Annotated in this window: 20 protein-coding genes, 1 tRNA gene and 1 CRISPR repeat array; of the genes, 6 read left to right on the top strand and 15 right to left on the bottom strand. The window is 71.3% G+C overall.

All coding sequences use genetic code 11. The features are described 5' to 3' along the window. Positions 1 to 448: 448 nt before the first annotated feature. The 3 genes from ACFYWL_RS01450 to ACFYWL_RS01460 form a co-directional block, all read right to left on the bottom strand. Entirely contained in the window at positions 449 to 1,939 is a 1,491-nt protein-coding gene (locus ACFYWL_RS01450; RefSeq protein ID WP_386965765.1) for a P-loop ATPase, Sll1717 family, read from the bottom strand. Positions 1,940 to 2,127: 188 nt separating this feature from the next. Then, the gene (locus ACFYWL_RS01455) at positions 2,128 to 3,564 is read right to left on the bottom strand and encodes a tyrosine-type recombinase/integrase (RefSeq protein ID WP_386965767.1); all 1,437 of its coding nucleotides are present in this window, start codon (positions 3,562 to 3,564) and stop codon (positions 2,128 to 2,130) included. Between the two features lie 275 nt (positions 3,565 to 3,839). After that, positions 3,840 to 4,448 (bottom strand): replication initiator, encoded by a 609-nt coding sequence (locus ACFYWL_RS01460; RefSeq protein WP_386966700.1) that lies wholly within the window; start codon positions 4,446 to 4,448, stop codon positions 3,840 to 3,842. A 583-nt stretch (positions 4,449 to 5,031) separates the two neighbouring features. Here ACFYWL_RS01460 and ACFYWL_RS01465 point away from each other — a divergent pair. Continuing rightward, positions 5,032 to 6,237 (top strand): hypothetical protein, encoded by a 1,206-nt coding sequence (locus ACFYWL_RS01465; RefSeq protein ID WP_386965770.1) that lies wholly within the window; start codon positions 5,032 to 5,034, stop codon positions 6,235 to 6,237. A gap of 578 nt (positions 6,238 to 6,815) precedes the next feature. Here the strand turns inward: ACFYWL_RS01465 and ACFYWL_RS01470 are convergent. Beyond that, positions 6,816 to 6,899, bottom strand: a tRNA-Tyr gene (locus tag ACFYWL_RS01470). Between the two features lie 147 nt (positions 6,900 to 7,046). On the opposite strand from ACFYWL_RS01470, the gene ACFYWL_RS01475 reads away from it, so the two are divergent. Further along, the gene (locus ACFYWL_RS01475; RefSeq protein ID WP_043965453.1) at positions 7,047 to 7,541 is read left to right on the top strand and encodes a YajQ family cyclic di-GMP-binding protein; all 495 of its coding nucleotides are present in this window, start codon (positions 7,047 to 7,049) and stop codon (positions 7,539 to 7,541) included. Between the two features lie 136 nt (positions 7,542 to 7,677). Next, a CRISPR array of direct repeats spans positions 7,678 to 8,498; the repeat unit is 28 nt; unit sequence GGATCACCCCCGCGTGCGCGGGGAACAG. 193 nt (positions 8,499 to 8,691) lie between these two features. After that, positions 8,692 to 9,027 (top strand): YnfA family protein, encoded by a 336-nt coding sequence (locus ACFYWL_RS01480; protein WP_043965452.1) that lies wholly within the window; start codon positions 8,692 to 8,694, stop codon positions 9,025 to 9,027. 72 nt (positions 9,028 to 9,099) lie between these two features. Here the strand turns inward: ACFYWL_RS01480 and ACFYWL_RS01485 are convergent, their stop codons facing one another. The 8 genes from ACFYWL_RS01485 to ACFYWL_RS01520 all read right to left on the bottom strand — a co-directional run bounded on the left by ACFYWL_RS01485 (position 9,100) and on the right by ACFYWL_RS01520 (position 18,223). Then, positions 9,100 to 10,359, bottom strand: coding sequence for an MFS transporter (locus ACFYWL_RS01485; protein WP_386965773.1), 1,260 nt, complete (start codon positions 10,357 to 10,359; stop codon positions 9,100 to 9,102). A 184-nt stretch (positions 10,360 to 10,543) separates the two neighbouring features. Beyond that, entirely contained in the window at positions 10,544 to 11,422 is an 879-nt protein-coding gene (gene htpX, locus ACFYWL_RS01490; protein ID WP_386965776.1) for a zinc metalloprotease HtpX, read from the bottom strand. A gap of 147 nt (positions 11,423 to 11,569) precedes the next feature. Next, a complete protein-coding gene (locus ACFYWL_RS01495; RefSeq protein ID WP_386965778.1) occupies positions 11,570 to 13,048 on the bottom strand; it encodes an NADH-quinone oxidoreductase subunit N in 1,479 nt (492 codons plus the stop codon). After that, entirely contained in the window at positions 13,045 to 14,553 is a 1,509-nt protein-coding gene (locus tag ACFYWL_RS01500) for a NuoM family protein (protein ID WP_386965780.1), read from the bottom strand. The genes ACFYWL_RS01495 and ACFYWL_RS01500 overlap by 4 nt, the downstream gene beginning before the upstream one ends. 43 nt (positions 14,554 to 14,596) lie before the next feature. Next, positions 14,597 to 16,540, bottom strand: a complete 1,944-nt coding sequence (locus ACFYWL_RS01505) for an NADH-quinone oxidoreductase subunit L (protein ID WP_386965782.1) — start codon at positions 16,538 to 16,540, stop codon at positions 14,597 to 14,599. Next, a complete protein-coding gene (gene nuoK, locus ACFYWL_RS01510; RefSeq protein ID WP_386965784.1) occupies positions 16,537 to 16,905 on the bottom strand; it encodes an NADH-quinone oxidoreductase subunit NuoK in 369 nt (122 codons plus the stop codon). The genes ACFYWL_RS01505 and nuoK overlap by 4 nt, the downstream gene beginning before the upstream one ends. Further along, positions 16,902 to 17,474, bottom strand: coding sequence for an NADH-quinone oxidoreductase subunit J (locus ACFYWL_RS01515; protein WP_386965787.1), 573 nt, complete (start codon positions 17,472 to 17,474; stop codon positions 16,902 to 16,904). Before ACFYWL_RS01515 ends, nuoK begins: the two co-directional genes overlap by 4 nt. Next, a complete protein-coding gene (locus tag ACFYWL_RS01520) occupies positions 17,471 to 18,223 on the bottom strand; it encodes a NuoI/complex I 23 kDa subunit family protein (protein ID WP_386965790.1) in 753 nt (250 codons plus the stop codon). The genes ACFYWL_RS01515 and ACFYWL_RS01520 overlap by 4 nt, the downstream gene beginning before the upstream one ends. A 104-nt stretch (positions 18,224 to 18,327) precedes the next feature. On the opposite strand from ACFYWL_RS01520, the gene ACFYWL_RS01525 reads away from it, so the two are divergent. Next, positions 18,328 to 18,903 carry a Uma2 family endonuclease gene (locus tag ACFYWL_RS01525; protein ID WP_386965792.1) on the top strand — a complete coding sequence of 192 codons (576 nt, stop codon included), beginning with the start codon at positions 18,328 to 18,330 and terminating at the stop codon, positions 18,901 to 18,903. 42 nt (positions 18,904 to 18,945) lie between these two features. Here the strand turns inward: ACFYWL_RS01525 and ACFYWL_RS01530 are convergent, their stop codons facing one another. Then, positions 18,946 to 19,362: an ester cyclase gene (locus ACFYWL_RS01530; protein WP_386965795.1), complete on the bottom strand. Its 417-nt coding sequence runs from the start codon at positions 19,360 to 19,362 to the stop codon at positions 18,946 to 18,948. Positions 19,363 to 19,430: 68 nt separating this feature from the next. On the opposite strand from ACFYWL_RS01530, the gene ACFYWL_RS01535 reads away from it, so the two are divergent. Together ACFYWL_RS01535 and ACFYWL_RS01540 are read left to right on the top strand one after the other, a co-directional pair. Next, on the top strand, positions 19,431 to 20,552 hold the full coding sequence (locus tag ACFYWL_RS01535; RefSeq protein ID WP_386965798.1) for a glutathione S-transferase family protein: 1,122 nt from the start codon (positions 19,431 to 19,433) through the stop codon (positions 20,550 to 20,552). Positions 20,553 to 20,765: 213 nt separating this feature from the next. Next, positions 20,766 to 22,028, top strand: coding sequence for a S8 family peptidase (locus ACFYWL_RS01540; RefSeq protein WP_386965800.1), 1,263 nt, complete (start codon positions 20,766 to 20,768; stop codon positions 22,026 to 22,028). Positions 22,029 to 22,107: 79 nt separating this feature from the next. On the opposite strand, the gene ACFYWL_RS01545 is transcribed toward ACFYWL_RS01540, so the two are convergent. After that, complete coding sequence (locus ACFYWL_RS01545; protein ID WP_386965802.1) at positions 22,108 to 23,070, bottom strand: NADH-quinone oxidoreductase subunit H; 963 nt, start codon at positions 23,068 to 23,070, stop codon at positions 22,108 to 22,110. Continuing rightward, on the bottom strand, positions 23,070 to 23,735 hold the full coding sequence (locus tag ACFYWL_RS01550) for an NADH-quinone oxidoreductase subunit C (protein WP_386965805.1): 666 nt from the start codon (positions 23,733 to 23,735) through the stop codon (positions 23,070 to 23,072). Before ACFYWL_RS01550 ends, ACFYWL_RS01545 begins: the two co-directional genes overlap by 1 nt. Positions 23,736 to 23,744: the final 9 nt, after the last annotated feature.

Raw genomic sequence — 23,744 nt, forward strand, 5'->3', positions numbered from 1 at the left:
CGCCAGTCCAACCCCGGGACTGGCTTGCCCCCGGCCTACCTCTCGCCACTGTCGGCCACCAGCAAGCCCCTCAGCCGGTCCGCACGCCCCCGCCAGTGGCCACCACCCGAGACGCCGGGGCAGGGGTCACCCAAGCCCTCAAAAGCATGATCGACCCGCCCACAACGAGCCATAGAGCGCTGGACCCAGCCGGACTCGACGAGATCAACGAGAACGGCCCTCGATCAGCATTTCTGCTGGTCAAGGGCCGTTGTCGCACATGGTGGCGGGTAGAGGATTCGAACCTCTGAAGCTTTCGCGACGGATTTACAGGGGGCACCTGATTCCGGTAGAGGCACGGGCGTTTAGCTGGCATTTCACCTTCCTCGATCCCGTGATCTTCAGGCTCTCGCCCACGATCCGCCCACGGCAGGCACCAGCCGCATCCTCTCCGGGGGACGGCAGGATCCTAACCACCCCTATGGACATTCCAAGCGTGAACGAGTGCGTTGTGAAGGATGAACGATCCCTTCAGGTAGACCTCGGAGTCATCACGCCGGTGGTAGAAGTGCATATAACTCTCACTTCGGCCTGCCACCATATTACCTATGGCCCCGGCATAGAAGAGCAGCGTCAGTAGCTTATCGGCACTGATCGTTGCATGACCCAGGTCCTCCAGTGCAGCCGTGAATTCTTTAGCATTAAATTGCTGCTTGTCGAGCGCCTTGAGTGCAGAGATTGCCGATACGGCACTCTCCGGCCCACCCTCGGCGCCCGCGAATTCATTCGAGATGGCGCCAACAAAATACTTGCTGGAGTACTGAAGCACGCCTTCTCGGATGACCTCCTGGTCAAGGTACTCCCGCGGCTTGGATCCGTAGATTCCAGACGCCTCGACCTTGCGGATCTCTTCAAACAGACGCAAAAGGTCTCGCGGCGTGTGCCGAGTCATGTTCAGCAGGTACTTCAGCGTATTAAATGACTGACCCTGCCCGCGCTGACCCACCTTGATTTGGGGGGGAAAATACTCCAGGACTCGCACGGATTCAACGTCGAGCGCCTTGGCGGCCTTTTGGTTTGCCAACTGAATTAGGGGAGCGTTAACGCCAGCCGCTCCGGACAGGACGCGCCAGTCCAGGTCGAATGCCAGGTCATCGCGCATCTTCTGTGAATCCGGCAGCGAGAGCGCGATTCGAGAGAAGGCATCATTTCGGAGCAGCAGGACGATGCTTCCGGACGTCTCGGACGACATCAATTTTTGGTTCACCGCGTAGGCGGCCTGCACGAGCGAAGCAAGACTCTCATCGTACTTCTCGTCATTTAGAAAGATTGAGTCCAAGCCATCAACAAGAAGGACATGCCTTGACGATGAGAAGGCCTGCGATACCCACGTCTCCATGTAAGGGACTAGGTTGTAGATGTTCAGACTTGGCTTGCTTTCGCGCTTGTAAATTGGCCCCAATTTAGGCAAGGGGATTTGAATGGTGGTACTAGAGGCATTTAGCAATGCGCGCCCAGAAGCGTCTCCCATGAAGCCGAAATTTCGAAGCAACTTCGCAACCCTTTGCACTTCTTTATCAAACTGCAGCGTGCAATCTTTGTCGCTTAGCAGGAGCTCCAGGTAGTTGCAGAGCAGAATGAACTTCCAGGCTACGACTGTTCGCTCGGGGCCAGCGACCTGCCCAGTCTGCACTCTGGGCACTTCGGCCAAAGGTAGGGTGGTGGCGTCTCGAACGTGGACGAGGTGACTCCCCTCTCGCTCCGTTGCCCGCAGGTACCACGCCAAGGCGGATTTTCCTGTTCCCTTAGGTCCCAGGACGAGGAATTTCCGGCCGTTGACTAGAGCTTGTGAGGCGTTGTTGAGATCGACATAGCTTTTGATGAAAGACGACTCGTCCTCGGTAATCTCATTGCGGGCATCGCTCATGCCGAAGTAGAGATCGCGGTATGCAGGCTTCATGCGGCACCTCGGCATCTAACAGTGGACCGTAGCGGCAGGGGGAGTCACGCGGTGCCTCTCGGCGAACATGCACTCTACAGGGCGCGCGCCAGCCAAAGTGCTGGCGCATCACTTGGATATGAGCAGCTGGGTCCGCATGACTTAATGGTGTGCTTATCCCTCGCCCTGCACCCTCCGCGGTTCCGCCATCATCCGAGGGCGTCACCGATCTTGTCGTTCATGGTGTCGTCTCCCCCGTCGATGCAGTTGGCGTAGACGCGGAGCAGGACGGCGACGCCGTGGCCCAGGCGGCGGGCGACCTCGGTCGGCGGGACGCCGGCATTCAGCCAGAGCGAGGCCGCCGCGTGCCGCAGGTCGTAGGGCCGGCGGACGAGCGGCGAGGCAATCTGCGATTCGGTCAGCGCCTTCTCGCGGGCGAGCTTCCACCACCGGTCGTACACCGACTCGGAGAGCGGCCCGCCGTGCAGGCCCCGGAAGAACCGACCGTCCGGGCCGACGCCGTGATTCTCGACGTGCGCGCAGAGCAGCTCGACGAGCCGGGGCGGGATGGGGACCGTCCGGGTTTCCTGCCGGCCCCGGTGCTTGAGGCCGCGCCGCTCGTGCGAACCGCCGTCATCGGTCCAGTGCGAGCCTGCGCGCGGCGAAGTGCCGGCGAGCACCAGGCGGCCCCAGCGGTATTCGATCTTCTCGTGGTCACAGGACGCCGAGGGCTTGACCGCTGCCAGGTCGTCGAAGTCGGTTCCGCAGGCGAGGCAGCGCCCGGGTAGGTCGCAGTCTTCACGTCGCAGGTCCGCCGCTTCCGAGGGCCGCATGCCCGCGTAGTAGAGGCAGCCGAAGAACGCGGTGACCCTGTCAGCGCGTTTGCCGAGAGATTTCACCGACTCCAGCAGCGTGGCGACCTGGGCCGGGTTCGCCACCACCCGCCGGTCGATGGACTGTGCGACCTCGGGGGCGGTCCACTGGACCCGGTCGACCGGGTTGGAGTCGATCAGCTCCAGCTCGACGGCGTACCCGAGGGCGTTGTAGAAGGTGGCCCGCTTGCGCTGGACGGTCGAGGCCGCAGCCGGCTTGCCGTCGAGGCGTATGCAGAGGCTGTCGAGGACGCGTCGGACCATGGCGGGCGAGTCAAGCTCGACGACCGGCAGCGACGCGGTTTCCAGCCAGGCCAGCGCCGCCGCGTGTTCGGCCGGGATCTCGTCCGACCAGCGGCGCGGGTTGAGGCCGTAGAGGTAGAGCGCTTCGCGGAGCAGGGCGGCATCCAGTCGGCCCCGCTTCGTCGGCCGGGTCAGGGTCACCGTGATGGGGGTCAGCGCCTCGACGATCGACCGCCGGGTCTTGGCCGCCGCCCGGGGCCACTTCATTTCGACGTACGCGCGGCTGTGCGCGTACCAGGTGGTGGGGTTCTTGGTTCTCGCGTCGGAGACCGGGCGGCCGGTGGTTGGGGCGAAGGGCTCCCCCGCGTTGGACGCCTGGACCAGCTCGGCGCGGAACGAGTGCGTCAGGGCCTTGGTACGGAACATCTCCTCGAAGCGCCGGCCACTCACCGCCCAGCGGACCCGCCAGGGCCGAGCCTTCCGGTCGGCGCGCTTCCCGATCTCCCAAATTTGGACCTCGTAGCACTTCACGCCGCGTCCTGCTCCAGCTCACCGAGCCACCGCCGAGCGCCGACCGGCGGACCCGCAGTTGCCCGTTCGGGAGCTTGATGCCCCGCGGCCCCTTGCCGGTCTGCCGCCAGTAGAACCAGGTCGAGCGCGGTACGCGCAGCTCGGCGAGCACTTCCGGCACGGTCAACAACTCCTCGGTCTTGTTCCCTCCCCCTCGTGCTGTGCGTTGTGCTGAGTTGCCGAAGATCTGGCGGCCCCTGGGCGGCCCGGTCCTTGGCAGCGAGTAGTTCGGAGCGTCAGCGGGCGCGTTCGCTGATCGACCGCGTGAGCCGGTGCGACAGGGGCCCCACGTCGGGGCCGTCAGGTCGGGCGAGTTCCCAGGCGTGCCGGACCCGCTCGGGCGTTTCGCCCTGGTCGTCGACGAGCTGGGCGCCGTCGGTGGTGGTGCCGAGCAGTGCGCGGACCCAGGCGCGGGCGTCGTGCTTGTGGTCGGCGAGGGTCTTGCCGGACCAGTCGCGGGAGGCGAGGATGCGTCGGCCGCCGATGCCGAGGGTGTCCCGCTGGTGGACTTTGCCCTTACAGCGGCCCGGTTTGAGCCTCGCGTGTGACTTCTTCGGCTGGACGCCGTAGAGCAGCCCGTTGGCGCACCGGTCGGTGCACGGGGTGACCCCCAGTTGGTTCCATAGCCGGTCGAGGTGCTTGCGTTGTCGGTCGGTAGTTGCTTTGTGGCAGTCGCCGATGTGCTTGGTGATGTACTTCGTGACGTACCGGATAGTCCGCTCGGCGTCGGCGGTGCCGCGCATGACGCCGCGCGCGTCGACCTGGGTGCCGAAGCGGACGACGTGCACGGGTTCGGCGTCGGGGTTGTCGTCGATGGCGTCGAGGGCTTCGGTCCAGGTGGTCAGCGGGTGGCGGGTGTCCGGGTCGACCCACGCCGCCGCTTGTTCGTCCCAGACCGGGGGCCTGTCCGCGGGGTACCGCTGGACGTCCTAAGTCCGCCTGCCCGCTTGTCGCCGACCCGGAGCATCGGCCCGCGATGACGGCGGGCCATGTGACCGACTGCTTCAGACGAAGCAATACAACAATTCGCGCCTTTGATACGCCCTCCTCACGGGTCGCACGCACGGGCGCGTGGGCGCCGCCCGTCGCACCGCGGATGCTCCGACCCCGGCCGCGCAATACGCCGGCGCCCGCAGAAAGCTTCCGTTCTTAAGGTAGGCGTGAGGCCGCCCCACGCACGCCCAACGGCAAGTCGAGACCCCCAGGCGGCGCAAGCATGAGCCGCACCTACCGCGGCTACAGTAAATTAAGAACTGCCGGCGACCGGGTGAATGATCACGCCCGCAGAACGTCATCCCGACAAGACCCTTTTGGAACATATCCGACTCAGGATCACAAGCTACCGCCGACAAGAATTACCATAGCGAATGGACTGGTATTGCAGCGCGCCGACCTCCTTCTCGTTGACATAACCTATATAATCAATGAGTGGTCACAGGATTCATGAGGCAACGCGACGTCAACGAGAATTCCTTGATTTCGGCAGCCTTATATTTCGATCGTCTCATAGTTCTCATTCCAGGCGTGTCAGACGAATATAATTACCCTCTACCCCCGCCCCAAATTAATGCCAGGTGCGACAAGCTTTTCGATGGCCTTGTAGACCATGGAATAATTCGCAAGGTTCAACTCTCTCGCGCCGACAAACGCAGAGTGGCGGCCCCGCTAGTCGAGGTGATTCGTCAATCAGGGCCGGAACTCAGGGAAGTAATGAGGTTTCAAGGAGCCAGACCTGCCAGGAGCGACGTAAAGACGTTTGGAATCTATACAGATTTCATCCCCGACACGCTCCGAGAGGCGGTTCTTGATGAACAGGTCGGATCCTTCAAGAAGAACATCTACCAGATGTGGGATCGACTGCTGACGCCATCCAATCTCGGCCGAATCTACTACAGCATGCTTATGCAAGATCTTGCGAGGGTCAATCTCGCAAAACCAATGAGCATCTATCACTCCCCACTCTTAGGCTCATTCAGTTGGACGAGCGATATCATGCGTCAGGCACTCCTCCAGCCAGGCGGCCAACTGCCCCCCGTTGACCTGGGAGAAGACTTGTCAGGCTTGCTGGGCATGGCCTCTGTACGGGCGGTTCTGCCTGCGGCTTCGGATCGCCTCACTGCGGAAGTCATTGTAGACATTAGATCGAAACATCGGGCTGCATTGGTTGCTTTCCAGCATTACATGCAGCAGGCCAGCACAGGATCATTCATGTCAGCCGAGACTGGCACGATCGACGGTAACGCACTTAGGGATATCTTGAGCGTCAAGTACGAGCGAGAGGTATATCCCGGACTTGTCGAACTGCAGAAATCACTTCAGCAGAGGCGACTGAATGGGTGTTTTGGAATCATATCAACCCAAGCGGCAGTACCACCGATCGCAGCCGCAGCAATCAGTCAGATTGCTGGCGGCAATAACATTTTTACGACACTCGCGACTGGCGTCGGATTCGCTTTTGGGATAGGCCAATCAGCCATCCAGACCGTCGGTGAATTACGCGGATTGAGACAAGCGAACGCTTCTTCGTACCTCCTTGCCATTCACGACGAATCATTGCCAGGGGGATTTAGACGCCTGAAACAGGCAGCGCCACCGTCGCAGCTAGGGCATGGGACTGCGGCACTTCCAAAGTGATCTACTCAACTCACGTACCCGCATACCGCCGATCGCGATTCTCCAACTGCATGGCATTTCACGCTCAATAGCAATGTTCGGCGTTGGCGAAGCTGCGGCGACGACATAATTCAATCCACTCGCGCTGCCGAATTCCTCTGTATTGGATTAAGGCGCCGCGCTTCGCGCGGCGCGGGCGGGAAGCCGGCCGGCGGCAATCCGCCGGCCGCCGCCCCGTACGGCAGCTCCAGATACCTGGACGACCATCAGGCGGTACGGAAGCCGAAGCGGTCGATCTGATCGAGGGTCGGGGCTTCCGGCTGCCGCGTCAGTCCAACCCCGGGGCTGGCTTGCCACCGGCCCGCCCACCGCAGCCGAGTCGCCCCCGCCGCGCCTCTCAGCCGCTCATAGCCCGCCCGGACGCACGGCGGCCCACCCGGCCCCACCAACGCCGACCCAAACAGCCTCCGCGGCAAGATCGACCTGCCCACCTCCTGCCCACAACCAGTCGTAATCGGCTGGACCGAGCCGGACCCGGCCGGACAGACGAAAACGGCCCCCGATCAGCATTCCTGCTGGTCAGGGGCCGTTGTCGCACCTGGTGGCGGGTAGAGGATTCGAACCTCTGAAGCTTTCGCGACGGATTTACAGTCCGCTCCCATTGGCCGCTCGGGCAACCCGCCAGGGCGTCGCCACCGCGCCGTGGCGTGGCAGCGGAGCCAAGGATAGCGGTTGCTCCCGGGGCGAGCGCAACCGGGTACCGTCAGGGGGTCGTGCCGCTGGTTGGCGGCGCGTACGTGCACTGACCGCCGGACAGCAGGAGCATCAGCATGGCAGCGAACCCGTCGTTCGACATCGTGAGCAAGGTCGACCGGCAGGAGGTCGACAACGCCCTCCGCCAGGCGGAGAAGGAGCTCTCGACGCGGTTCGACTTCCGGGGCACCGGCGCGGAGGTCTCCTGGTCGGGCGAGGAGGCGATCAGCCTCCAGGCGGAGACCGAGGAGCGGGTCCGGGCCGCCCTGGACGTCCTGAAGGAGAAGCTGGTCAAGCGGAACATCTCGCTGAAGTCCCTGGACGCGGGCGAGCCGCGGCCCTCGGGCAAGATCTTCAAGATCGACGCCAAGGTGGTCCAGGGCATCGACTCGGACAAGGCCAAGGCGATCAGCAAGAAGATCCGCGACGAGGGCCCGAAGGGCGTCCAGGCGCAGATCCAGGGCGACCAGCTCCGGGTCACCGGCAAGAAGAAGGACGAACTCCAGGCCGTCATCGCCCTGCTCAAGAGCGAGGACTTCGGCATCGCCCTCCAGTTCACCAACTATCGCTAACGGCTCGGTCGGGCCCCTGGTTGGGCAGCGAGGCACGCTGTTGTGAGCTGGGCGAACCGGGCGGGCTTTGGTCGTCGTTGGTCGCCCTTCTCCGGCCTTTGACGGCCTGTGGACGGCCTGGCTCCGCTACCGGCTGGGATCACCCCACGTGCGCAGGGAACAGTGGCGGCGCATCTGCGCCTCGGACGGGCAGCCCGGATCACCCCCGCATGCGCGGGGACAGCGGCATCGTGCTGCCGTGGCGCAACTCGGAGATGGGATCACCCCCGCGTGCGCGGGGAACAGCTCGCGTGGACCGTGACGCTGGTGCCGGGGATGGGATCACCCCCGCGTGCGCGGGGAACAGTCGGGCAGCTCCCCGAGGGCGACCATCCGCCAGGGATCACCCCCGCGTGCGCGGGGAACAGGGGCCAGATGTGCGGTGCGCCCTCCGTCGCCCCGGATCACCCCCGCGTGCGCGGGGAACAGGTGAGCTGCCTTTGACGAAAGTCACGCTTCCCGGGATCACCCCCGCGTGCGCGGGGAACAGGACCGCCTGGCCACCCGACGTGGTGGAGAACAGGGATCACCCCCGCGTGCGCGGGGAACAGTCCCTTGATGAGTCGCAGTTGCCGCCCCCGGCCGGATCACCCCCGCGTGCGCGGGGAACAGGCCACAGGGATCTTGTGATCGGCCTGTGTCGCTGGATCACCCCCGCGTGCGCGGGGAACAGCTCGGGGCCATTCCTAGACGTCGGTCAGATCAGGGATCACCCCCGCGTGCGCGGGGAACAGTCGATCAGCGATCCGATCAACGACTGGTTTTTGGGATCACCCCCGCGTGCGCGGGGAACAGCTGCTCACCACCACCGAGGCCCGCGCCGCCACGGGATCACCCCCGCGTGCGCGGGGAACAGGTCGCACAGCTTGGCCGTGGTCGGCCTGGACCGGGGATCACCCCCGCGTGCGCGGGGAACAGACTTCTTGACCTGGACCGCTAAAGATCAACAGCGCCGATTTCATTCACTTGCCCGACCAAGATCCCTCCGCCCGTGCCGCCCGGTTGCTTGTGACAAGGTACCGCTGACTCGCCGCGCTTGGCGCGCACCGCGCCCCCGCTCCTGCCATCCCGTCCACCGCTGACGAGGGGCCCTACGGCTACGGTCTGACGCATGACGGTCGCCCGCTCGATCCTGCTGTTCCTGCTCGCCGCCCTCGCCGAGATCGGCGGGGCCTGGCTGGTGTGGCAGGGCTGGCGGGAGCACCGGGGGCTGCTCTGGATCGCGGGCGGCGTGGTCGCGCTCGGCCTTTACGGCTTCGTCGCCACGTTCCAGCCCGACGCGAACTTCGGCCGCATCCTCGCCGCCTACGGCGGGGTGTTCGTCGCCGGGTCGCTCGCGTGGGGCATGGTGGTCGACAAGTTCCGGCCCGACCGCTACGACGTCGTCGGCGCGGCCATCTGCCTGGTCGGGGTCGCCGTCATCATGTACGCGCCGCGCAGCGGCTGAGCAGCCCCACGCCGCGCCGAGAAGCCCCGAGCAGCAGCCGCCGCCGAGGAGCCCCGAGCAGCAGGCCGCAGCTCAGGCGGCGAGGGTCTGCTCGACGCGTACCGCCGTGGCTTCCGCGCGGGCGATGGGGCCGGCGGGCAGCGCGGCGACGGCGGCCCCGACGGCGACGGCCGAACCGGCGAAGACGAACGCCCACGGCACGCCGCCCGCGTGGTCGATGATCAGCCCGGCCACCGCGCCTCCGGCGGCGCTGGACGCGACCATGATGGTCACCGCCCAGGTGTACGCCTCGTTGAGCATGCCGGCCGGGGCGATCCGCCCGACGAGGGTGTTCTCCAGGGTGAGCGCGGGGGCGATGGCGGCCCCGCCGACGACCAGCGCGACGCCGAGGGCGAGCGGGCCGGGCATCACCGCGTACACGGCGAAGGTGGCGGCGACGGCGGCGAGCAGCCAGGCGAACTGGCGGGTCATGTTGGCCGCGGGCTTGCGGACGCCGAACCAGAAGCCGGCGGCGGCGCTGCCGAGGCCCCAGACCGCGAGCAGGACGCCGGCCATGCTCTCCGGGTCGTCGGTGGGCTGGTTGCCGGCGAACGCCGGGACGATGACCCCGGCGGCCCCGAACGCGATGCCGAGGCCGGCGATGCAGAGCAGCAGGGCGGGAAAGCCGCCGACGCGCAGCGGGCCGAGCCCCCGGGCGTGGTGCTCCTTCGGGTGGGGACGCCAGCCGCGCATGACCCGGCCGAGCGCGACGGCGACGGTGCCGGCGAGGGTGACCACGGCCGCGCCGACCAGGGCGGCTGCCGCGTCGGCGAGCAGGACGAACGCGGCCACCAGCAGCGGACCGAGCACGAAGACGACTTCGAGGAGCGCGGTCTCCGCGCCGAGGGCGGTGTTGCGCAGGTGGTACCGGCCGGTGGCGGGGCTGGTGAGGTCGTTCCACGCGCCGCGCAGCGCGGCGGTCAGCGGCGGGTACGTGGCACCGGCCACCCCGGCGGCGAGGTAGATCAGGGCGATGCTGGCGCCGTCGGCGCGGCTGGCCCAGAGCAGCCCGCCGAGCGCGAGGGGGTGGGCGACGGCGGTGGCCAGCAGCACGGGGGTGGGGCCGACCCGGTCGGCGACGCGGCCGGCGACGGGGCTGAGCGCGGCACCGGCGAGGGCGTAGATGCCACCGGCGACGGCGGCGAGGGAGTAGCGCCCGGTGACCTGTTGCACGACGAGCAGCAGCGCCAGCGGCGTCATGCCGATCCCGAGCCGGCCGATGACGCCGAGGACGAGCAGCATCGGCGCGCCGGGGATCCGCCATACGCCGAGGTACTGGCGCAGTGCGGCCACGGGAACCTCCAGGGGGTGCGACGAGAGGGGTGCAACGAAAGCATGTAACGAGCCGGAAACGTTCCGACCCTAACGCCGCAGCCTGGCGGGAGTGAACTGGTTATGGTGCGCGTCTCGTCGCGTACCAGACGAAACGCCCGCGCCCGGTCGGACCGGGCGCGGGCGGGTTCGGGGTCGGGACGGGTCAGCGCTGGAACTGCACGGGGCCGGCGCTGGCGGCCATCCGCTCCAGCCGGGCGACCCGCTCCTCCATCCGGGGGTGGGTGGAGAAGAGCGCGGCGATGCCGCCGCCCCGCTTGAACGGGTTGTCGATCATCAGGTGGGCGGTGCTGGTGAGCTGCCCCTGTGCCGGCAGCGGCCGGGCCTGGGTGCCCAGGTGGATCTTCCGCAGGGCGCTGGCCAGGGCCAGCGGGTCCCGGGTGAGCCGGGCCCCCGACTCGTCGGCCTGGAACTCGCGGCTGCGGCTGATCGCGAGCTGGATCACGGTGGCCGCGAGCGGGCCGAGGATCAGGGTGAGCAGCAGCACGATCGGGTTGGGGGCGTCCTCGTCGTCGCCACCGCCGAGCGGGATGAACCAGGCGATGTTGGCCAGCATCGTGATGATGCCGGCGAGGCCGGCGGCGACGCTGGAGATGAGGATGTCCCGGTTGTAGACGTGCGACAGCTCGTGCCCGATCACGCCCCGCAGCTCCCGGTAGTCGAGGATCTCGGTGATCCCCTGCGTGACGCAGACCGCCGCGTTGGCCGGGTTGCGGCCCGTGGCGAACGCGTTGGGCTGGGAGGTGGGGCTGACGTAGAGCCTGGGCATCGGCTGCCGCGCCTCGGTGGCCAGCTCGCGGACCATCCGGTACAGCTCGGGGAACTGTGCCTCGCTGACCGGTTGCGCCCGCATCGAGCGCAGGGCGAGCTTGTCGGAGTAGAAGTAGGTCACGCCGTTCATCAGCAACGAGACGACGACGGCGACGACGAGCCCGCCGCTGCCGCCGAACCAGTAGCCGACCGCGAGGATCAGCGAGGTCAGCAGGCCGAGCAGCGCTGCGGTCTTCAGACGGTTGTGATGCACGATCGCTCCTTCGGTGCGCGGACCGCGCGGGGTCCGCTGACCGGTACAACACCTCGGTACCCGCCAACCATCCGTCTCAACGCTGTGAGTTGTCTGGGATCGACCTGCGGAAACGCTGAGGTCGGGGGTGGTGGCCCGGCAACCCGCTCAGCGGGCGGCGAGGTCCAGCACGAGCTGCGGGGCGAAGCCGACGGCCAGGGCGACCAGGGTGGCCACGGCGAGGGTGCCGAGCACCGCCCAGGCCGGCCGGGCGACGGGTTCATGAGCTGGTGTCTCGGCGGGCGGGGCGTAGAGGGTGGCGGCGAGGCGGAGGTAGTAGGCCAGGCCGATCACCGCGTTGACCGCCACCACCAGCGCCAGCCAGCCCGCGCCGCCGTCCAGCAGCGCCCGCACCACGGTCACCTTGGCGAACAGGCCGGCCAGCCCCGGCGGGAGCCCGGCCAGCCCGACCAGGGCCAGCGCGAACGCCGCCGCCACCCAGGGCCGCCGCCGGGCCGCGCCGCGCAGGTCGGCGAGGCTGCCGCCGTCGGCGTCGGCCGGGCGCAGGGCCACCAGCGCCGCGAAGGCGGCCAGCTCCAGGACCACGAAGAACACGGCGTACGCCACGGCGGCGGCGTACGCGGCGGCGCGGGCGTCGGCGGTGCGCCCGGCGGCCAGCGCGAGCGCGCCCAGCGGGGCCAGGATGTAGCCGGCCTGGGCCACGGACGACCAGGCGAGCAGCCGCACCGTGCGGCGCTGGCGCAGCGCCACGAGGTTGCCCACGGTCATGGTGAGCACGGCGAGCCCGGCCAGCACCGGGCCGGTCACCTCGGCCGGCAGCGCCCGCTGCACCACCGCGAGCAGGGCCACCACCCCGCCCAGCTTCGACGCGGTCGACAGGTAGGCCGCCACGGGCAGCGGCGCGCCGTCGTAGGTGGCCGGGGCCCAGGCGTGGAACGGCACGGCGGCCACCTTGAACGCCAGCCCGAGCAGCACCAGCGCCACCGCCGCCGTGGTCAGCGGCACGTCCAGCAGGTCGGGTCGCCCGGCGAGCAGCGCGCCGACCCGGTCGAGGTGCAGGCCGCCGGTGACCGCGTAGAGCAGGGCCGCGCCGAGCAGCGTGACGGTGGTGGCGACCACGCTCACCACGAAGAACGTGACCGCCGCCTCGGCGGAGGCGAGGCTGCCCCGGCGCAGGCCGACGAGCACGTACAGCGGGAGGGTCAGCGTCTCCAGCGCCACGATCAGGGTGATCAGGTCGCCGGCCGCGCCGAGCACCACGCCGCCGGTCATCGAGCAGGCGAGCAGGAAGCAGTATTCGCCGACGGGCGACCGCCCGGCGCGCAGCGCCGGGCCGGACAGGGCCAGCACCCCGAGGGTGAGCAGCGCGAACAGCGCCCCGACGAGGGCGGCCCGGCCGCCGAAGACGTACGAGCAGTCGGCGGCGACGCAGAACGTGGCGCGCGGCCCGCCCGCCCCGACGACCGCGCTGCCCAGCCCGGTGGCGACCGCACCGGCGGCGGCCACGGCGACCGTCGCGGCGGCCCGGGCCACCAGCAGGTCGGCCAGCAGCACCAGGACGGCGGTGCCGGCGGCGAGGTACGCCGGGAGCAGCGCCACGTTGTCGACGCTCTGCACCAGGCTCATCTGAGCACCCCCACGAGGGCCGCCACCGGGTCGGCGGCGACGCCGAGGACCAGGGTGGGGGCGAGGCCGACGGCGAGGGCGAGCAGCACCAGCGGGGCCCAGGCCGTCCACTCGGCGGCGGCGAGGCCGGGGCCGATCCGGCCGACCGCCGGGCTGGCCGGGCCGTGGGTGACCCGGCGCAGCAGCCGCAGCAGGTACGCGGCGGTCAGCGCCCCGCCGACCGCCGCCAGCACGCCGAGGGTGGTCCACAGCGGGCCGCCCCGCCCGATGGCGGCGACCACGGCGAACGCCTCGCCCCAGAAGCCGGCGAGGCCGGGCAGGCCCAGCGAGGCGACGGCGGCGAAGCCGAGCAGGCCGGCGAGGCGGGGCGCGGTCTCCCGCAGCCCGGACAGCTCGGCCAGCGCCCCGGTGTGCGCGCGGTCCTTGATCGCCCCGGCGAGGAAGAACAGCAGGCCGGTGATCACCCCGTGCGCGACGTTGCCGATCAGCGCGGCCTGGAGGCCGGTGGCGGTGAGCGTGGCCACCCCGAGCAGCACGAACCCCATGTGGCCGACGCTGGAGTAGGCGATGAGCCGCTTCAGCTCGCCCTGCGCGAGGCAGACCAGCGAGCCGACGATGATGGCGGCGACGGCGAGCACCCCGAGCACCGGGGCCGCCCAGCGGGCCCCCTCCGGGGCCACCCCGACGGCGACGCGGATCAGCCCGTACGTGCCCATCTTGAGCAGCACCCCGGCGAGGATCACGCTGCCGACGGTGGGCGCCTGGGTGTGCGCGTCGGGCAGCCAGGAGTGCAGCGGCCACAGCGGGCTCTTCACCGCGAACGCGAGCCCGAGCAGGGTGAACGCGGCGAGCTGGGTGCCCCGCGACAGCCCCGTGCCGCCGGTGAGCGCGAGGAGGTCGGCGGTGCCGGCGGCGGCCACCACGACGTAGACGCCGACGAGCAGCAGCACCGAGCCGAGCAGCGTGTAGAGGGCGAACTTGGCCGCCGCCCGCCGCCGGTCGGCCCCGCCCCAGCCGGCGATGATCGCGTACATCGGCAGGAGGACGACCTCGAAGAACACGAAGAACAGGACCAGGTCGAGGGCGAGGAAGGTGCCGAGGATGCCGACCTCGACGACCAGCAGCAACGCGACGAGGGCCCGGCCGCTGCCGCCGCCGTCGGGCACCCGCCACAGGGTGTACGCGCAGCAGAGCAGCGTGAGCAGGGCGGTCAGCACGACCAGCGGGTAGGAGATGCCGTCGACGCCCAGGTGGAAGCGCAGGTCGAGGGCGGGCACCCAGGGCAGGTCGAGCCGGTGCCAGGGGCGCACCGCCGGGGCGGGCCCGAAGGCCGTCCAGCTCCGGTCGCCGCCGGCCAGGGGCAGCGTGGCCAGCAAGGTCAGCCCGGCCGCCACCGTGCCGGCGACGCGGGCCGCCCGGTCACCACCGGGCAGCAGGGCGACCACCGCCGCGCCGAGGGCCGGGACGGCCAGCGCGGCGACGAGCAGGACCTGTCCGAGGCTCATCCGGCTCCCCCGATCGCCGTCACGCGACGCTCCTCGATCGCCCTCACGCGACGCCCCCGATCAGCACGGCGGCCAGGCCGATCAGCAGCGCCCCGGCCAGCACCCCGGCCGCCGCCCGGGGCAGCGCGGCCCGGTGCAGCCCGGCCAGCGCCCCGCCGAGGCCGCCCGCGCCCCGGCCGGTGCCCTCCACCGCGCCGTCGACCACCCGTTCGTCGGCGGCGCGGGCGAACCGGGCGAGGGCGGTCACCGGGCGTACGACGAGGGCGTGTTGCACGTCGTCGAGCCGGAAGCCGGCCGCGAACACCGGCCCCAGCGGGCCGAGGGCGCGGGCCGGGTCGGCGGCCCGGTCCCGTCGCCAGCCGGCCCAGGCGAGGGCGGCCCCGGCGGCGAGCAGCGCCAGCGGCAGCAGCAGCGCCGGGCCGACGTGGGTCCACTCCCCCTCGGCCGCGCCGAGCCGGCCGGTGAACGCCGGCCAGAACGCGGCGAGCCCGAGCAGCGCGGCCGGCACCGCGAGCAGCAGCATCGGCACCCGCATCACGGCCGGCGGGTCGTGCGGGCGCAGCGAGATCGGCCGGTCGTGCGGGGGCAGCGGCGGGCGGGACGTGCCGAGGAACGCGCGCAGCAGCAGCCGGGTGGCGTACCAGGCGGTGACGGCGACGCCGGCCAGCCCGGCGAGCCACACCAGCCAGCCCACCCAGGCGGGGGCCGGGCCGGCGGAGTCGAGCGCGGCGGACTGGGCGGCGGCGAGCACGCTGTCCTTGCTCCAGAAGCCGGCCAGCGGGGGGACGCCGGCCAGCGCGCCGAGGCCCAGCGCCGTGCACCAGAACGTCACCGGCATGGTCGAGCGCAGGCCACCCATGCGGGACAGCAGCGGGGTGCCGAGGGCGTGGATCACCGCACCGGCGGCGAGGAACAGCAGCGCCTTGAACGCGGCGTGGGTGAGCAGGTGGAACAGCGCGGCGCTCGGCGCGCCGACGGCCAGCGCGCCCGTCATGTAGCCGAGCTGGGAGACCGTCGACCAGGCCAGCACCCGCTTCAGGTCGTCCTGGGCGGTGGCGGCGAGCGCGCCGAGCAGCAGGGTCACCGAGGCCAGCACCCCGAGCACGGCCAGCGCCGCCGGGGCCCGCTCGAACAGCGGGAAGAGGCGGGTGACCGCGTAGACGCCGGCCGCGACCATCGTGGCGGCGTGGATCAGCGCGGAGACCGGGGTGGGGCCGGCCATCGCGTCGGGCAGCCAGGTGTGCAGCGGGAACTGGGCGCTCTTGCCGGCCACCCCGGCCAGCAGCAGCAGGCAGGCGGCGGTGAGCGTGCCGGCGGCGTGGTCGTGGGCGAGCACGTCGGCGATGCGGAAGCTGCCCGCCGAGACGCCGAGCAGGGCGATGCCGAGCAGGAAGCCGACGTCACCCACGCGGGTGACCAGGAACGCCTTCATCGCGGCGGCCGGCGCGCCGGGCAGCCGGCGGTCGTGGGCGATGAGCAGGTAGGAGCAGAGGCCCATCACCTCCCAGCCGACGAGCAGCATGACCAGGTCACCGGCGACGACCACCAGCAGCATGGCGGCGGTGAAGAGGCTGATCTGCGCCGCGTACGGCGGGTAGCGGTGGTCGACGTCGACGCCGGCCTCGTCGTGCTGCCCGCCCCGCAGGTAGCCGACCGAGTAGACCTGCACGGCCAGGGCCACCGCCGCCACCGCGACGGCGACCAGGGCCGCCGCGCCGTCGAGCCGGACGCCGAGGGTGACCCGCAGGCCGCCCAGGTCGACCCAGGTGGTCGACGTCTCCACGGGCGCGCCGACCCGGGCCAGCAGCGCGACCGCGACCAGCAGCGCGCCGGCCGCGCCGGCCACGCCGAGCCCGACGGCGACCCGGCGGGCCGGATCCGCCCCGGCCCGCGCGCCCGCGGCGCGCGACACGGGCGGCAGCAGCAACCCCACCAGACCCGCCACCAGGGGTACGGCCGGCAGCAGCGCGCCGAGCAGGCCGGTCACGGGGTCACCTCGCCGGTGGTCGTGGCCCGCCCCGCGTGTTCGACCGGTGACCCGGCCGGCGGCTCGGTCAGCGGCACCTCGTCGACGGCGACGCTGGCCCGCAGCCGGTAGAGCTGGAGCACGATGGCCAGCCCGACGCCGATCTCGGCGGCGGCCAGCACGATCACGAACAGCGCGAAGACCTGCCCCGCGTGCGGCAGCGCCGCCCGGACCGTGGCGTCGGCGGTGACCAGGATCAGGTTGACGGCGTTGAGCATCAGCTCCACCGCCATCAGCACGAGCACCGCGTTGCGGCGGCGCAGCACGCCGTAGGTGCCGAGGCCGAACAGGAGGGCGGCGGTGACGTACGGGACGACGGGCCTCACGGGCGGCCTCCCGCGCGGTCCTGGCCGGCTACCGCGCCGCCCGCTGCGCCCCGGCCCGTGCCCTCGGCCGGGCGGCGGCCGATGTCGGGGCGGGACAGCACGACCGCGCCGACCAGGGCGGACAGCAGCAGCACCGACAGCACCTCGAACGGCAGCACCCAGGTGCGGAACACCTGCTCGCCGAGCCGCTCGGCGGTGCCCGGCGCGGGCAGGTCCACCCGCGTCCAGCGGTACGCGTCGACCAGCAGGGCGGCCAGCCCGAGGCCGACGCCGCCGCCGATCAGGGCCGCCGGCCAGCCGGGCCGGTCCAGGTCGTCGGACGCGCCGATCGGGGCGCGGGTCAGCATCACCGCGAACAGCAGCAGCACCACCACGGCGCCCACGTAGATCAGCACCTGCACCCAGGCCACCAGCTCGGCGGCGAGCACCAGGTAGACGCCGGCCAGCGCGCCCAGGCAGACCACCAGGTAGAGGCCGGCGCGGACCAGGTGGCGGGTCGTCACCACCAGCGCCCCCGCGCCGACCGCCACCGCGCCGAGGGCCAGCAGCAGCGCGTCCGCACCGGTCACGGGGCGGCACCCGGGTCGGTGGGGGTGCCGTCCGCCGGGGCGGCGGGACCGTCCGCCGGGGCGGCGGGACCGTCCGCCGGGGCGGCGGGACCGTCCGCCGGGGCGGCGGGACCGTCCGCCGGGGCGGTGCCCGGGGCCGGGCCGGGCGGGGCGGAAGTCGGGCGGGCGGCGGGGCCGGGCTCGGGGCGTACCCGGGCGGGGGTCGGCCGGGCGGCGGACCCCGCGGGGGCGGCGGCCTTGCGCGCGGCGGTGGCCTCCTCCTTCGCCGGCTCGCCGTTGCGGTCGTGCGCGGGCGGCGGGGGAACGGTGGCCATCCACTCGCCGAGGTGGTCCTTGTCGTGCAGCAGGTCCCGGATGTCGTACTCGGCGTACTCGAACTCGGGCGACCAGTAGAGCGCGTCGAAGGGGCAGACCTCGACGCAGATGCCGCAGTACATGCAGAGCGAGAAGTCGATGTCGAACCGGTCGAGCACGTTGCGCTGGCGGGGGCGGGCGGCGCCGGGCACCGCCACCTCCTCCTTGTGCGAGTCGATGTAGATGCACCAGTCGGGGCACTCGCGGGCGCAGAGCATGCAGACGGTGCAGTTCTCGGCCAGCAGCGCGATCACGCCCCGGGACCGGGGCGGCAGCTCGGGGGCCACGTCCGGATATTGCTGGGTGGTCGAGCGGCGCGTCATCGTGCGCAGCGTGACCGCCAGCCCCTTCGCCAGCCCCTCGCCGGGCACGCCCCGCCCGCTCGTCTCGCCCATGCCGCCCATCCTGCCCTGTGCCCCCGGCGCGCGCGACCACCACCCGGCCCTTCGCGCGGTACGGTGACGGCGGGGAGAACGACACGCCGGGAAGGACCTGTCCCATGACCGCCGCGTTGCAGAGCGACGTCCCGCCCGAGGGCGGGTGGACGACCGACGACCTCGACGGGCTGCCCGAGGACGGTCGCCGCCGCGAACTGCTCGACGGAGTGTTGCTCGTGTCCCCCTCCCCCACCCGCATCCACCAGACCATCGCCATGCGGCTCGGCGTCGCGCTCGAAGAGGAGTGCCCCGACGAGTACGACGTGACCCAGGGCGTCGAGGTGCGGATCAACCGGACCCGCTGCTTCGTCCCGGACGTGCTGGTCACCACGGCGGAGGCCGCCCGGCGCTCGCCGTCGCGGTACGCGCCGCACGAGGTGGTGCTGGCCGTCGAGGTCGTCTCCCCGAGCACCCGCTCGATCGACCGGGTGCTCAAGCCGGCCCTCTACGCGCAGGCCGGCATCCCGTTCTACTGGCGGATCGAGACCGGCGACGGCGAGCTGGCCGTCCACACCCACCGGATCGACCCGGTGAACGAGGTCTACACGGAGACCGGCCGCTGGACGAAGTTCGTCGACACCGGCGAGCCGTTCCCGGTGAACCTGTCGATCGCCCGGATCACGCCCCGGCACCTGTGAGCGGTCCCGCCCAGCGTGCCGAGCCGGTGAGCGGCAGCGGGGTCAGGGGCCGGTGAGCGGCGGGAGCATCTCGACGCCGAGCTGCTGGAGGAGCTGGAACAGCTCGGTGGCGTGCCACACGTCGACGATCCGCCCCGCCGGGTCGAAGCGCAGGAACGTCGCTCCCGAGAAGCTCGCCACGCGCCCGGTGGGCGGCACCGGCCCGAACGGGCCGGCCTGGGTGCCGGCGGCCCGCCAGCGCACGGCCACCCGGTCTGCGGCGGCCACCACGTCCACGACTTTGTAGCGCAGGTCGGGGAAGGCCGCCCGCCGCTCCCGGTGCCAGGCCAGGACCGCCTCCGGGCCCGTCCCGCCCAGCCCCGGGCAGCCCGCCGCGACCAGCTCGTACACCGACTCCTCGCGCCCGGCGTTCCACACGTCGGCGACGAAGCGCCGGGCCGCCGCCTCCACGTCGTTCACCCGGGAAGCGTAGTCGCGCGCGGTTCGCTGCCCGCCGAAGCGGGCCCCGCGGCGGCGGATCGGTCAAGATGGGACGGACGGAGACGGCGAGGCGGACGGCAGGGGGCGACGTGGGCGACGAGGCGGGCGCGACGACCGGCGGCAAGGGCTCGGAGCCCGGCGCGAGCGGTGCAGAGCCCGGCGGCAAGTACGTGGAGCCCGGTGGGGAGTTCACCCGGGACCAGCGGTACATCGCCACCCGGATCACCGCCGACGGGCGGGACGGCTGGCCGGTCGAGCCGGGGCGTTACCGGCTGGCGGTCAGCCGCGCCTGCCCGTGGGCCAACCGGCTGATCATCGTGCGCCGGCTACTCGGCCTGGAGGACGCCCTCTCGATGGCGGTGGCCGGGCCGACGCACGACGCCCGGAGCTGGACGTTCGACCTCGACCCGGGCGGGCGCGACCCGGTGCTCGGCATCGAGCGCCTGCAGGAGGCGTACTTCAAGCGGTTCCCCGGCTACGAGCGGGGGATCACCGTGCCGGCGATCGTGGACGTGCCGACGGGGCAGGTGGTCACCAACGACTACGCCCGGATGAGCCTGGACCTGTCGACGGAGTGGACGGCGTACCACCGCGAGGGCGCGCCCGAGCTGTACCCGGACCGGCTGCGCGACGAGATCGACGAGGTCAACGCCGTGGTCTTCGCCGACGTCAACAACGGCGTGTACCGGTGCGGCTTCGCCGGCAGCCAGAAGGCGTACGAGGCGGCGTACCGGCGGCTGTTCGACCGGCTGGACTGGTTGACCGAGCGGCTGTCCGGGCAGCGGTACCTGGTCGGCGACACGATCACCGAGGCCGACGTGCGGCTGTTCACGACGCTGGTCCGCTTCGACCCGGTCTACCACGGCCACTTCAAGTGCAACCGGAGCAAGCTGGCGGAGATGCCGGTGCTGTGGGCGTACGCCCGGGACCTCTTCACCACCCCCGGGTTCGGCGACACGGTCGACTTCGACCACATCAAGCGGCACTACTACGAGGTGCACCGGGACATCAACCCGACCGGGGTGGTCCCGCTCGGCCCGGACCTGGCGAACTGGCTCGCCCCGCACGGCCGGGAGGCCCTCGGCGGCCGGCCCTTCGGTGACGGCACCCCGCCGCCGCCCCCGCCGCCCGCCGAGCGGGTCGACCCGGCGCACACCCCGCTGGGCTGAACGGGGGTCGTCCCGGGGCCCACGCGGCACCCTGGCAGGCGTCCCGGCGGGCGGGCGTCCCGGCGGGCGGGCGTCCCGGCGGGCGTCCCGAATTAATCGATAGTCTTCACTGGTTAACACTCGCTTCAATTCAGGCTGATCGACTTGAGGGGCCTGTGCCGCCGGCCTTCGCCGGTGTTCGGCGCAGGCTGTCCACAGTTGAGGAGATCCGCCTTGCGGAAGCCAGGTCGCAGAACGGCACGCCTCGGCGTGCTGGCCGGCATGATCACCGGAGCGCTCGTCACCACCCTCGCCGTACCGGCGTCGGCCGCCCCCGGCGCGGCGGAGCCCGGCCGTCCCGCGCCCGCCCCGCTGCGCCCCGGCGGGCCGGAGGCCGCGCCGGACCGGTACATCGTGGTGCTCGCCGACCCGCCCGCCGGCACCGACCGCGCCACGCGCACCGCCCGCACGAGCCGGGCCGCCGCCCTCGCCGAGCGCGCCGGGGGCACGGTGCTGAACCGCTACACCCGGGTCCTCGACGGGTACGCCGCCCGGCTCACCCCGGCCGCCCTCGCCGCCGTGCGGGCCGACCCCGCCGTCGCGTACGTCGAGCGGGACAGCCGCATCTACGGCGGCGGCGCCGACGACTTCACGACGCAGGCCGTGCAGCCGAACCCGCCGTCCTGGGGGCTGGACCGCATCGACCAGCACTACCTGCCGCTGAACAACAGCTTCGGCTACACGTCGACCGGCTCCGGCGTCACCGTCTACGTGGTCGACTCGGGCATCCGGGCCACCCACGTCGACTTCGGCGGCCGGGCCAGCGGCGTCTACGACGCGGTCGGCGACGGCAACGGCACCAACGACTGCCACGGCCACGGCACGCACGTCGCCGGCACCGTCGGCGGCGCGACCTATGGCGTCGCCAAGGCCGTCACCATCAAGGCCGTCCGCGTCCTCCAGTGCGACAACTCCGGCTGGACGACGGACCTGATCGAGGGCATGGACTGGATCGCCGCCCACCACGACCCGGTGTCGGTGGCGAACTTCAGCCTTCAGGGGTACGGCACCACCCCCAACACCGCCGCCGAGAACCTGATCGACTCGGGCGTGCACCCCGTGTTCATCGCCAACAACTTCAACACCGACGCCTGCACCAACGGCCCCCGCTCGCCCCGGGGCGTCACCGTCGCCGCGACCGACGTCACGGACACCCGGGCGTCGTTCTCCAGCTACGGCACCTGCGTCGACGTCTTCGCCCCCGGCGTGAACATCACCTCCGCCGGCATCGCCTCGAACACGGCGGTCGCCTCCGGCTGGTCGGGCACCTCGATGGCCGCGCCGCACGTCACGGGCTGGATGGCGCGCTACCGGCAGCAGTTCCCGACGGCCACGCTCGCGCAGGCCAAGAGCGCGCTGATCGCCGCCGCCACCACCGGCGTGGTGATCAACCCGGGCCCCGGCTCGCCGAACCGCCTGCTCTACGCGGCCCCGTAACCGCCGGCCGCCGCACGGCTGCTCCCGGTGTTAGGAGGGGTCCCCTGTACAACAGAAAGCGTTAACAGGGGGCCCTTCCTTACATCCAGACGCGGACGGTGGCCGTGAGGACGAGCTGGGCGAGGGAGGCCGGCACCAGCACCAGCCAGCACAGCCGCTGGAGCTGGTCCTCGCGCAGCCGGGGGTACGACACCCGCAGCCAGATGATCACGAACGACACGGCGAAGACCTTCAGCAGCGTCCACAGCCAGCCGAGCTGGGCATCGGCGAACGGGCCCTGCCAGCCGCCGAGGAAGAGCACGGTGGTCAGCGCGGCGATCACCACGATGCCGACGTACTCGGCGAGCAGGAAGAACGCGAAGCGCAGCCCCGTGTACTCCGTCAGGTAGCCGAAGACCAGCTCCGAGTCGGCCACCGGCATGTCGAACGGGGGCCGGCGGATCTCGGCCAGCCCCGCGACGAAGAAGACGATCATTGCGGGGGCCTGCCAGAGCAGCCACCAGGGCCGCCACGCCTCGACGATGCCCGGCAGGCTCAGCGTGCCGGCCGCCATCGCCACCGACGCGGCGGCCAGCACCAGCGGCAGCTCGTAGCCGAGGAGCTGGGCGGCCCCGCGCAGCCCGCCTAGCAGGCTGTACTTGTTGGCCGACGCCCACGCCGACATCAGCACCGCCACCACGCCCACCCCGACCACGGCCAGGACGAAGAACAGGCCGATGTCCAGCGGCTGGCCCACCAGGTCGCCGGGCCCGAGCGGGATCACCAGCAGGGCGAGCAGGTAGGGCACCAGGGCCACCACGGGGGCCAGCCGGAACACCGCCCGGTCCGCCTCGCGCGGGGTCACGTCCTCCTTCTGCACGAACTTGACCCCGTCGGCGACGAGCTGCGCCCAGCCGTGGAAGCCGCCCGCGTACATCGGGCCGAGCCGGCCCTGCATGTGCGCCATCACCTTGTGCTCGGCCTGCCCGACGACGAGCGGCAGCGTGAGGAAGGCGACAAGCACGCCGGCCACCCGGAGCACGGCCTCCAGCCAGTCGGGCATCAGGCCGCGCCCCCGTCGCCCGCGCCGCCGTCGCCCCGCTGCGCGTCGCCGCCCCGCCCCGTGCCGGCGGGCGGTGCGGCGGCGGGCGGCGCCGCCGGCCCCCACTCGCCCGGGGCCGGCACCCCCGGCGGGCGCACCGCCCGGCGGCCACCGGCGGCGGTCGACTCGCCCGGCTCCTTCGCGCCCGGCCACGGCTTCGCCACCCGGGAGGCGAGCACGAACTCCTTGCGCAACGGGTGCCCCTCGAACTCGGGCGGCAGCAGCAGCGGACGCAGCTCGCCGTGCCCGGGGAAGTCCACGCCGAACATCTCGAACGTCTCCCGCTCGTGCCAGGCCGCGCCGGGATAGAGGTCGACGACCGAGTCCACTCGGGGCGCGTCCCACGGCACCCGGGTGCGCAGCAGCAGGCCGTGCCGACGCACCGTCGACCACAGGTGGGCGACCACCTCGCAGCCGTCGGCGAGCTGGTCGACGGCGGAGAGCCAGTCGAAGAAGTCGCAGCCCAGGTCGGCGTCGTCGCGGGCCGCGCGCAGCGCGTCCCGCCAGCTCGCCGGGGGTACGTCGACGGTGGCCCGCGCGTACGCCTGGCCGCCGGACACCGACGCGGTGGCCTCGACGGGCGCGAGCAGCGCCACGAGCCGCTGGCCGACCTCTTCGGGAGTCATGCCGCTGAT

Origin of the sequence: Micromonospora sp. NPDC002575, from assembly GCF_042889525.1 — a bacterium.
GTDB lineage: Bacteria > Actinomycetota > Actinomycetes > Mycobacteriales > Micromonosporaceae > Micromonospora > Micromonospora carbonacea.